The organism is Candidatus Woesearchaeota archaeon, from assembly GCA_027858315.1.
In the GTDB taxonomy this organism is placed as follows: Archaea; Nanobdellota; Nanobdellia; order Woesearchaeales; family UBA583; genus UBA583.
Genome location: JAQICV010000040.1, coordinates 1 through 9,839, shown reverse-complemented (window position 1 = coordinate 9,839; position 9,839 = coordinate 1). Strand labels below are relative to the sequence as shown.

General features: G+C 27.7%; 11 protein-coding genes. 8 read left to right on the top strand and 3 right to left on the bottom strand.

Annotated features, from left to right (window positions below):
- Both PF569_03260 and PF569_03255 read right to left on the bottom strand, forming a co-directional pair.
- A partial coding sequence (locus tag PF569_03260) for a hypothetical protein (GenBank protein MDA3855251.1) occupies window positions 1-208 on the bottom strand: 208 nt, incomplete at its 3' end.
- Between the two features lie 500 nt (window positions 209-708).
- Window positions 709-978: a hypothetical protein gene (locus tag PF569_03255; protein MDA3855250.1), complete on the bottom strand. Its 270-nt coding sequence runs from the start codon at window positions 976-978 to the stop codon at window positions 709-711.
- Window positions 979-1,070: 92 nt separating this feature from the next.
- Between PF569_03255 and PF569_03250 the strand changes: the two genes are divergently transcribed.
- From PF569_03250 to PF569_03220, 7 genes are all read left to right on the top strand, one after another.
- Entirely contained in the window at window positions 1,071-2,264 is a 1,194-nt protein-coding gene (locus tag PF569_03250) for a DedA family protein (protein ID MDA3855249.1), read from the top strand.
- 51 nt (window positions 2,265-2,315) lie between these two features.
- A complete protein-coding gene (locus PF569_03245; GenBank protein MDA3855248.1) occupies window positions 2,316-3,383 on the top strand; it encodes a hypothetical protein in 1,068 nt (355 codons plus the stop codon).
- 18 nt (window positions 3,384-3,401) lie between these two features.
- Window positions 3,402-3,872: a hypothetical protein gene (locus PF569_03240; protein MDA3855247.1), complete on the top strand. Its 471-nt coding sequence runs from the start codon at window positions 3,402-3,404 to the stop codon at window positions 3,870-3,872.
- Window positions 3,873-3,881: 9 nt separating this feature from the next.
- Window positions 3,882-6,416 (top strand): LamG domain-containing protein, encoded by a 2,535-nt coding sequence (locus PF569_03235; GenBank protein MDA3855246.1) that lies wholly within the window; start codon window positions 3,882-3,884, stop codon window positions 6,414-6,416.
- A gap of 68 nt (window positions 6,417-6,484) precedes the next feature.
- Window positions 6,485-7,204: a hypothetical protein gene (locus PF569_03230; GenBank protein ID MDA3855245.1), complete on the top strand. Its 720-nt coding sequence runs from the start codon at window positions 6,485-6,487 to the stop codon at window positions 7,202-7,204.
- Window positions 7,201-7,959 (top strand): DUF45 domain-containing protein, encoded by a 759-nt coding sequence (locus tag PF569_03225; GenBank protein MDA3855244.1) that lies wholly within the window; start codon window positions 7,201-7,203, stop codon window positions 7,957-7,959. The genes PF569_03230 and PF569_03225 overlap by 4 nt, the downstream gene beginning before the upstream one ends.
- Window positions 7,952-8,872 carry a rhomboid family intramembrane serine protease gene (locus PF569_03220; GenBank protein ID MDA3855243.1) on the top strand — a complete coding sequence of 307 codons (921 nt, stop codon included), beginning with the start codon at window positions 7,952-7,954 and terminating at the stop codon, window positions 8,870-8,872. Before PF569_03225 ends, PF569_03220 begins: the two co-directional genes overlap by 8 nt.
- Before the next feature lie 116 nt (window positions 8,873-8,988).
- Here PF569_03220 and PF569_03215 read toward each other — a convergent pair whose 3' ends face one another.
- Window positions 8,989-9,495, bottom strand: a complete 507-nt coding sequence (locus tag PF569_03215) for a hypothetical protein (protein ID MDA3855242.1) — start codon at window positions 9,493-9,495, stop codon at window positions 8,989-8,991.
- 262 nt (window positions 9,496-9,757) lie between these two features.
- On the opposite strand from PF569_03215, the gene PF569_03210 reads away from it, so the two are divergent.
- On the top strand, window positions 9,758-9,839 hold an 82-nt coding region (locus tag PF569_03210; GenBank protein ID MDA3855241.1), incomplete at its 3' end, for a flagellin.

Here is a 9,839-nt window from a genome sequence, read left to right as displayed (position 1 = left end):
TGTTTTCCTTTATTTTTTTGTGTGATTGATCCGTATTCCTTTTTTTTCTTTCTTGTATGACATCTTTATATATTTTTTTTTGGAATCTTAGTATTTTTTCTTTTTTTTTATTTATTTTTTGATTGATTTTAACTAGTTTGTATTTGCAATCGGAGTATTTAGTCCAATATATCATTCCTATTGTTAATACAAATAAATACCAGTTCACGCATTTTTTTTCACCGAGTTTTATTTGGTCTTTTAGATTTCCTAATTGTGGTTCATAAATTCTTATTTCGTATTCTAAATTTCTTATTTTTTCTTCAATTGATTCTATTTTTTCTTTGTTTTTTCGGAGTTTTTTGTTTTATTGTTTTTTATTTTTAATGTTTCTAGCTTTTTTTGAAGTTTTTCTTATTTATTGTTTAGAATTTTCAAATTGTTTTCTAATTCGTTTAATACTTTTTCTTCTAGTTCTATGTTTGTTTTTATGTATTTTTGTTTTTCTAAATTTATTCTTCTTATTTTTTCATTTTGTATATCTATTTCTTCTTCAATTTGCGCTTTTTTTTCTTTTTCTATGGATTTAGTTTTTGTTATGTAGTTTTCTAGTTTTTCTTCAAGATGTTTTAGGTCTTGATTAGTTAGTGTATTTATTATTTGTTCAATTATTTCTATTTGGGAGGTTTTTTCTATGAAATCGTAATTGTCATCTTTTGGTTTTTGAATTTATTCAGGAGATTCTTTTTTTAGTGTTTCAATTTTAGTTTTGATTTCATCAAAATTTTCTATTGGTTTTGTTAGTTCTATTTCCTTTTCGGATTTATTTTGAAGTTTTTTTAGGTCTGTTATTATGATTTTATTATTTGTTAAGATGTTTTTTGTTTCAGTTGGTATTGTTAAATCTTTTATTTCTTGAGGTATTTGATATTTTTTTGTCAGAGAATTAAATATTTGCTTATCTTTGATGTAATATTTAGTTTTTTTAGTATCGTCCATTTTTTTCACTAATATTAATTTACACACAACATTTATTAAGTTTTTTGTATTTTTTATAGTTATTAATGGGCCTACTTAGCAATTTTTTTGATATGGTGAAATTTGGAGGGCTTCCTTTTTTGTTTTTATTAGTGATTTTAGAAGGAAATCCTCTGGTTGGTTCTTTTATTCCTGGACAACTTTTAGTTATTTTTGTTGGTTTTTTGATTTCTACTTCTGGTATTTTTGGTCTTAAAAGTACAGTGATTGTTGTTTTTTTTGGTGCGTTGCTTGGAGATCTTATTGGTTATTTTATGGGCAAAAAACTTGGAGTGATTGGTCTTACAAAGTTTGGATTCTCTCCTGAAACTAAGATATACAAGGCTTCAAAAGATTTTTTTGAAAAGTATGGTGCATGGTCAATTTTTTTTGGAAGGGAATTTAATTTAACTCGAGCATTTATGCCTTTTTTTGCAGGAAGTTTTGGTATGAAATTTATAGAATTTTTACTTATTAGTATTTTTAGTTGCATTGTTTGGAGCGTTTTATCTGTTCTTTTAGGTTATTATTTCGGATATTTTTTAGTTAGTAATTTTAAATTTTTTATGTTATTTCTATTTTTCTTTGTAGTTTATTTGGGGTTAGTATATTTCGTATATCGTGGTCTTAGTAGTTTTTATGTTGAAAATAAGTCTTATTTAAGGAGGCACGCAATTCATACTTTTTTCTCTTTGGGATTTTTAGTTTCTATGCTAGTTTTAATGATATTTATTATTAGGTGGGATTATTATATTTTATTTAATGATAGTTTTTCATTTTTGTATTTTAATGGATTTTACATATTTGGAGGATTTTTCACTTCTTCAATTTTTTTGGTCATTTATTTTTTTATAATTTTTTTTATATTTATGTGGAAGAAAAGATTTAGGATGTTAGTTGTATATGTTTGGAGTGTTATTTTCATGTTTTTTTATACTATTGTTTTGTCTTTGAGTTTGAAATTATTTATTGGCATTTTGCCTTATTTCACTATTATGCTTTTTACTCTTTTTGTATTTTATACTTGGGTTATATTTGAATTATTTTTCAGAGAAAGTAGGTTCTTTTATCTTTTAAACATACTTTTAAGTTTAATTTTGATTTTAGTTTTTTTGAGTAAATTTTCTTTTTCAGGTAATTTGTATTTGACATTGTTTTCATTTTTACTTGGAGTTATAGCTAGTGATTTGATTTGGCTTTTGTCTTATTATCAAATTCTTGATAACTGTCTTTATAACTGCAGAGATTCTGAGTGTAATTCTTTGTAAATAGTGACAAAATGTTTTAAACATATAATTGAGGATTTTACTAAAATAAAAATGGTCTTAGGTTTAATTGATTTTTTATTAGGTGGCAAGAAGAAAACTAAAGTTCCTCGAAATGCTCAGGTCTCAGGGCCTAGTGGCACAGTTGGAGGCTCAGTTTCACAAAGTGCAGATAATGGAGGTGGAACTAATAGCGTGCCAGATGGTACGACAAATCCTACTCAAAATGCAGGTGGTTCAAATTTAGAATTTCAGGATTCTTCATCTGATGCAAAACCTGAAGTTTCAGCACAGCATGATGATTCGAATGTAAGTTCTGGAAAGAAGTCTATTTCAGATGTTATTAATAGAATACATAAGGAGTTGAAGAGCACTAATGAGAGTGTTGTTAATTTAGTTACAGAGGTTAAAGAGGTTCAAAATAGTGTTAATTCTATAGATCATAGAGTTAGTGAACTTGAAGGTGGAAATAAACAATTTACTGAGAAAATGTCAGAGATTGATGAGAATATGGGTAAATTTTTATCTTTATATGAATTAGTAAATAATCAATATAATCCTTTTGTTGATAATGAAACTGTTGCTGTAAAACCTAAAGAAATTGTTTTATCTGCTGATGGTAGTTCTATTGGAGGTTCTGTAGATGATTTGGGTCAAGATGAGATTAAGTCTAAACTTACTAATCTTGATTCTGATTTGTCAAATTCTACTACTTCTAATCCTGCATATGAAAATGATTTAGATGCTTCTCTTTTAGAATTAGATACTTTAGATATTGAAGCTGCTGCTGCTGATGCTGTACCTTTGACACATTTAAAGAGTAATACTAATTCTTTGGTTGTTATTTTGAGTTGGCTTGAGTATATGGTGAAGAAAGCAGGAGTCGAAGATACTAAAGGTAATTTAAGATATTATACTGAGACTTTAAGATGGATTACTCCAGAGGTTTATTTTGAATTAGATAAATTTTTGAAAGGTATGACTGATTTAGAATCTTCAGAGAAGAAATCCTTGAATGTTAGGGATCATATAGTGTCATTATATTTCATTAGTAAGTTGAATGAGAAAGTTTTAGATCAAAAGTTAACTAAAGCGGTGTTACAAATTATTAAAGAACAATAATTTTTTATTTATTATAGAATGAGAGCAAAAAAAAGTTCTAAGAAGGGTTTTGGGGATGCTGTTAGCACCCTTATTATGTTTATTGCAGTTATTTCTGTTACTACGGGATTAGTTATTGCTTTTATGAATTATGTTGATACTACACAACAATCTTTTAACAAACAAACAACTCTTTCGTCTAATAAACTTAGGACTTCAGTTTCTATTTCAAATGTTCATTATGATTCTACAGGAAATGTTTTGTATGTGTATGTAAAAAATATTGGTGAGACTAAGTTAGTCCCAGAACTTTTTGATTTGTTTGTCGATAATGTTTTTATTACGGGATTTAATGCAACAAAAGCTGATGATTTTGCGCAAAATGTGACTTTGTTTCAAACTCAAGATAGTATTGCTATAATAAAAGATATTGTTTTAGGTGCTGGAACTCATGATGTTATTGTTAATACTGAGTATGGTGTTGGAGATAAGGAGTCATTTAATATCTAAAATTTAAAAATGAGTGGTTTTTCATCAATTGTTGGTTTCATGTTTTCTTTTTTCGTAGTAGTTTTAGTTTTTTTTGGAATTTATTATACTTATCAAGTTCAAATTATTGAGCAACAGAATTTGATAAAATCGTTTGAAGAAGATTCACTTAATAGTTTGAATTATGATTATTCTTTGAATTCTCCTTTTTATTCTTCAGGTAGAATGGGCCTTCATATTGATAATACTGGGAGAGATGATTTTGTTTACAAGTTAAAGGATTCTAATTGTTTTGATTTTTTTGTTAATTCTAAATATGTCAGTAAGGATGATATTTATTTTGGAACATTGGGTGGAGTTAGTTCTGATTATAGGTCTGTCGAGGTTGATAAGTACGGAATTTCAAATATTAAGGAAGTTTTTGATTTTTCGATTGATAATAGGTTTAAGTCTCTTTCTTGTGATGGTTTGGAGAAAGAATTTTTACTTGAAGTTTCAAAGTATAATTGGTGGAGTGATGATTGGAGTTTTAGGAATTATATTAATGTTGAAAATGTTGCAAGTGAGCAAATTGTTGATTATCAAGTTTTAGTTGAATTGGATTTGTCTAATTTTGATTTTACTACTTCGGCTCAAAATGAGTTGCGTTTTGTTGTGCCTTTACAGGAAAATTTTGTTTTAGATTTGACTTTTGATGATTATTTACAAACTTTAGATGAGTATTCAAAATATTTGAATACTGTTAATCTTGGTTCTAATTCTGGGGTTGATGGATTAGATCCTTCTAGTATTGAAGGTATTGTTTTAGATGCTCTTTATTTTGATGGTGTTGATGATTATGTTAGAGTTTCTAGTGATGTTAGTTTGGAGCCTCAAAAATCTTTGACTTATGCTGCATGGGTTAAGTGGAATGTTAGTGGTAATGCATTACAGTACATTTTTGTTAATGGTGATACTTCTAATTCACTTGCTGTTGTTAATGATGGAGGTATTAATGATGAATTGATTCAGTTTTCTTTGAATATTGATGGTTCAAATGAAGTTTTATATTCTAATACTACTTTAGGTAATGATTGGCATTTTGTTGCTGCAACTTATGATGGGGCTAATATGAGGGTTTATTTAGATTCGATTCTTGTTGGAATTAATAATATTTATGGGGAAATTGTAGCAGTTTCTTCGGATAATTATATTGGATTTGATGGGGTTGGTTCTCATTTTTTCGGGATTATTGATGAGGTTAAGTTTTTGAATTTGGCTTTGTTTGATAATGAGATTGAAGATTTGTATTATAATGATTTAAGATTTAGAGAACTTGATTTTTTTATTGTTGATTGGGATGCAAGTTCTAAAGTTTCTAATTTATTTGTTAAAGTTCCTAGTGTAGGGTCTTTAGGTAATGTTTCTTTTGAGATGTATTACGATAATAAAAATGGAGTTCCTACAAATTCAGATATTGAGGCAGCTTTTTCATATCCTGCGCCAAGGGGTGTAGGTTATGTTGTGTCTGAGAGGATTTCAGGTTCTACTGGTTTGAATATTTTTAGTTTGTATGACGATAATGAGATTTTAGTTGATACTGATTTCTTTGTGTTGGATGAGCAAGTTGGGACTACTTTGGCTTCAGGTTCGGTTAATGTTGATGATGAAGTATTTATGAAATATTTAGCTCAGGTAGAAGGGCAAGCATCAAGTGGAGGAGAGATTATTGTTCCTATTTCTTGGGCTGGAACTAATTTTTATACTAGTGGTATGAGGAATAATCCTGATAGATTTTGTATGCTTTCTCCTTATGGAAATGCAAATGTAGATATTTTAGATAATGGAGTTTCAGTTTGGTCAGGAGTTGTTGGAGTGGGAGGTTCTTGTGTTCATACTTTAAATATTGGAACTACGAATAATTTAGGTGTTGAGTCAGATATTCCAATTTTAGTTTCTTCTTATGGTGATACTAGTGATGACTCAATTGCTTTAAAACCTGCAACTACTGAAGATTTGTATGGTGTTCCGACTGGTACTTTTTATATGGGTGTCGGTGCTAGTGGTGCTACAGGAACTATTTATGAGAGTGATGGTTCAACTTCAGGAATAGGTCTTGGAGCATATGGTTCAATTTCAGATACTGCACCTGGAAGCCATGGAGATTCTCCTGCTTATAGGTTAGTTTCAGATGGTTTAATGGGCGCTCTGCAGCAAGCCGATGGAGATGGTGTAGAGAGTACTGTATTTGGTTCAATTTATGATATGGGTGTTAAGTTTGGTTCTCATGGTGGTAATGAGTATGTTATAGCTGCATCTCCTTATTCTGATGCTAATTGTACTACATATAATGCATTGGGTGTTGAGGTTGATAATGTACTTACTGGTGTTGGTGCTAATGGAGTTTATCTATATGCTTTTGATATAAGTAATAATAATCCTTATTTGGCTGCTGATTGGAAGTTTGAGTGTGATAAATTAGTTTGGCCTATTTATGAGGATTCAAGTGATGATGAAACAAATTTATTTAGTCATATGATGATGAGACAATATATTTATCCTGAACCTGTTGTTGTATTTAATTAGAATTATTTTGATTATTTATTGTGTTAGTTATTAAAAATATTTATAAACATTTAAGTTTATTATTTAGTATGGTTAAAGATGATAGTAAAAGTAAAGTAAATCATTATCTTAATAAGTTGTCTTTTGTTTATGGTTTGTTTGGTAAGAAAAATTTATCAGTTAGTTTGGATAGATTGAAGAATGAGGAGTCTACTGAGCAGGAATTGATTTATTTTAAAAATGGTGGTTATGAGACTAAAGGTATTTTTGTTTTTGGTTTTTCATTTTTTTTAAAGGAGTTAGAAAATCAGGAGTTTAAAAAAATGCTTGGCCAAAATTCCTTGAATTTTAAAATATATAAGGCCTATTCTGATTTGAAAATTGTTTGTGATTTGAAGAAGGATAAAAAAAATAGTTGTAGTAATGTTCATGTTAATGATATTTTGGAAAAAATTTCTTTTGGAAATGGTAAATCTGTAGATAGGGCTAAAGTTCTAAGGAGAATTTTATTACTTTCTTATTATTTGGATTGGAATTTGGTGAAGGATGAAGAATCTTTTGATAATGATTATCATATTCAGATTCAAAATTTTGGTTTTTTAAACAAGATGAAACAAAGATTTAATCTTGATATATTTTTACCTATTATGGAGGATGATTCTTCTATCATGTTTGTTAATTCAAAGGGAGATTTAAATTTTGTATTTATAGATAGAGGTAGTTTTACTAGGGATGATGTTGAAAAAATAGTTTTGAAGAAATTTAAGAAAGAATTTAAAATTGGAGAGATATTTTGTTGTGAAAATTGAGTTTTTTTAGTAAGAAAGATAAGTTTGATGGATTGGTTTTTCCTGAATTTGTAGAGGTTAATGCTAATAAATATTTGATTGAAGTTGAATTTTCAAAGAAGAGGAGTTCATCAGTTGTAATTAAAGATACAAAACTTATTTTTAGAATGTCTTCTTATTTAACTAAAGGTCTGGCTGAAAAACATTTTTCGGATTTACTTAAAAAAATTTATAAAAAACTTGAGTTGATGAGGTCTGAAGTAAAGAGGTTTTTGATTGAAGAAGTTTTGGAAAAAGGTTCATTTAGATTTTCAAATGAGATTTATACTATTGAGATGACTAATAAGGTTCGGGGTGTTAAGTTAGTTGAGAATGTCTTTTATGTCAATTATAAGACAAAAATAAGTCTAGTTGAAAAGCATTTTATCAAATTATTAGTTGAAAAGTATTCTTCGATGATTAAAGCTTATGTTGATTTGATAAATTCTAAGACTTTTAATTATGATGTTAGTGATGTTGAATTGAAATTTGTTTCTTCAAAGTGGGGCCATTGTACTCATGATAATAAAATAATGATTAATTTAAAATTACTTAATGCGCCTATTGAAATTTTGAATTATGTTATAATTCATGAACTTGCTCATATTAAAGTTAAGAATCATTCTCAAAAGTTTTGGAATGAGGTTTCAAGATTTACTCTGAATTTTAAGAATTCGAGGAGATTTTTGAGGAAGAATCCTCCTCAATTATTTTATGAGGTGGAGAATTATGAGTAAAAATTATTATGATATGTACCTTGAAGAACATAATAAAAATTCAGAAAAAAATATTAGGTCTGATTTGATGCTTGTTTTGTTGGTTTTTAGAGATTTACTTAAGTATTTTATTATGCTGGTTCCAAATATTTTAATTTTGCTTTTTTGTGTATTGACTGGAAAATCTGAGAAAATTAAGATTTATTTTGGGAAAGTTGTATTTGAACCGTTCTTGATTTTTGTAAAAATTAAAGATTGGTTTCTTGAAGCTAAAATTACTTCTTTTTTGATTTTCTTCTTGATTTTCATGTATATTGTTGAAATTTTATTTTTGGGAGATTATATGGAATTGTTTATGGTGCATCCAAATCATTTATTTGATGGTAATTATTGGAGTATTTTTACTTCTATTTTTTTACATGCAGATTTAGTTCATCTTGTTTCTAATTCTATTGCTTTGCTTATATTTGGAAGGATTGTTGAGAGGAAGTTTAATTCAAAAATTTTATTCATTTTTTTGCTTAGTGGTGTTGTTGCAAATCTTGTTTCAAATTTTATTTCTTATTCTCAAGGGGAGTTATTTTATTCTTTGGGGGCTAGTGGAGCAATTGCTGGACTTATTATTCTTGCAATACTTGTTGACCCTTTTGATTTCACAACTATATTTTTAGTTCCTTTGCCGATTTTTGTTGTGGGATGGTTTTTGATTAGTTTGGATATAATTGGTTTAACTAATTCTTCACAAACTAATCATTTTGCTCATTTGGGAGGATATCTAGCTTTGCTTGTGATATTTTTCTTTTTAGAATTTAAGGATAGGAAAAAAGTAATTACTGGATTTACTATTAATTTGTGTTTATTACTTGCTTTGTATGTTTTATCACAAGCTTTTAATTTAAGAAAAATTGCTTATGCAATTTTTGGCATCTCATAATAAATCCAAAATCGATAAATCTTAGCTATCTTCATCTTAAAAGGTGATGTCTTTGAAGGAATAAATGAGTAAACCCTATAATTTATTATGTGAAAAGAATTAGTTAATTATTTAATTTAAATTTTTGTTCCTGATAACATGTCTTCATGTTCTTTAATGTTTCTTTTTAGCATTTCGATTTTTCTAGTTTTGTTTTCTTCATTCATTAAAGATCCACATACTGGACATGTAAAGTTATGTTCTAGTGCATCATCAAAGGATAATCTTTTACAAAATTGTGGACAGATATAGTATATACTTTCTTCTTCAGTTTCTAGTCTTTCTTTGAATTGATCAAGTTTTGTTCTCTTTTCATTAGCATATACTGTTTCGAAATTTTGAGGGGAAACTCTCCAGTAATATAAATACCATCCTTTTTCTTTGTCTTTTTTTCTATCGTAATCAATTAAGTTTTTTGCTTTTAATTCGTAAAGAATACTTCTTACTTGACTAACAGTAAATCCAATATTTTCACTTATATCAAACTCTGAAGCTCCAGGGTTTGAATATAAGTATTCAACAACTTGTGTTGCTTCATCACTTACAATCTCACTAACTATATCTAATAACCTATCTAAAACCATTTATATTTTTAAAATTTAAATTTTGTGCGTATATAGATTATGATTTTTGGCATTTATAAAGGTATATGTTTTTCCTATTTTGTCGTACATATATTAGTATATGTATTCTCATTTATTTATTTGAATAGTTCTTATCTTGAATTTTTATTAACTTTTTAAAAGTAACTTTATACTATAATTATTTAGAGGTTACAAATTCCTATAAACTTTTTTCCTAAGATTATCTTACAAAGGATTAATTTAATCCCTTATTATTAATAAAATGGTATTAACAAATAAAAAAGGTGCTCAAGGAATTGGTACTTTAATTATCTTTATTGCGATGATTTTAGTTGCTGCAGTTG

Bases quoted from the DNA above. Each gene is read 5' to 3' on its own strand.
- PF569_03255 (MDA3855250.1), bottom strand. From the start codon at position 978: ATGGACGATACTAAAAAAACTAAATATTACATCAAAGATAAGCAAATA.
- PF569_03250 (MDA3855249.1), top strand. From the start codon at position 1,071: ATGGTGAAATTTGGAGGGCTTCCTTTTTTGTTTTTATTAGTGATTTTA.
- PF569_03245 (MDA3855248.1), top strand. From the start codon at position 2,316: ATGGTCTTAGGTTTAATTGATTTTTTATTAGGTGGCAAGAAGAAAACT.
- PF569_03240 (MDA3855247.1), top strand. From the start codon at position 3,402: ATGAGAGCAAAAAAAAGTTCTAAGAAGGGTTTTGGGGATGCTGTTAGC.
- PF569_03235 (MDA3855246.1), top strand. From the start codon at position 3,882: ATGAGTGGTTTTTCATCAATTGTTGGTTTCATGTTTTCTTTTTTCGTA.
- PF569_03230 (MDA3855245.1), top strand. From the start codon at position 6,485: ATGGTTAAAGATGATAGTAAAAGTAAAGTAAATCATTATCTTAATAAG.
- PF569_03220 (MDA3855243.1), top strand. From the start codon at position 7,952: ATGAGTAAAAATTATTATGATATGTACCTTGAAGAACATAATAAAAAT.
- PF569_03215 (MDA3855242.1), bottom strand. From the start codon at position 9,495: ATGGTTTTAGATAGGTTATTAGATATAGTTAGTGAGATTGTAAGTGAT.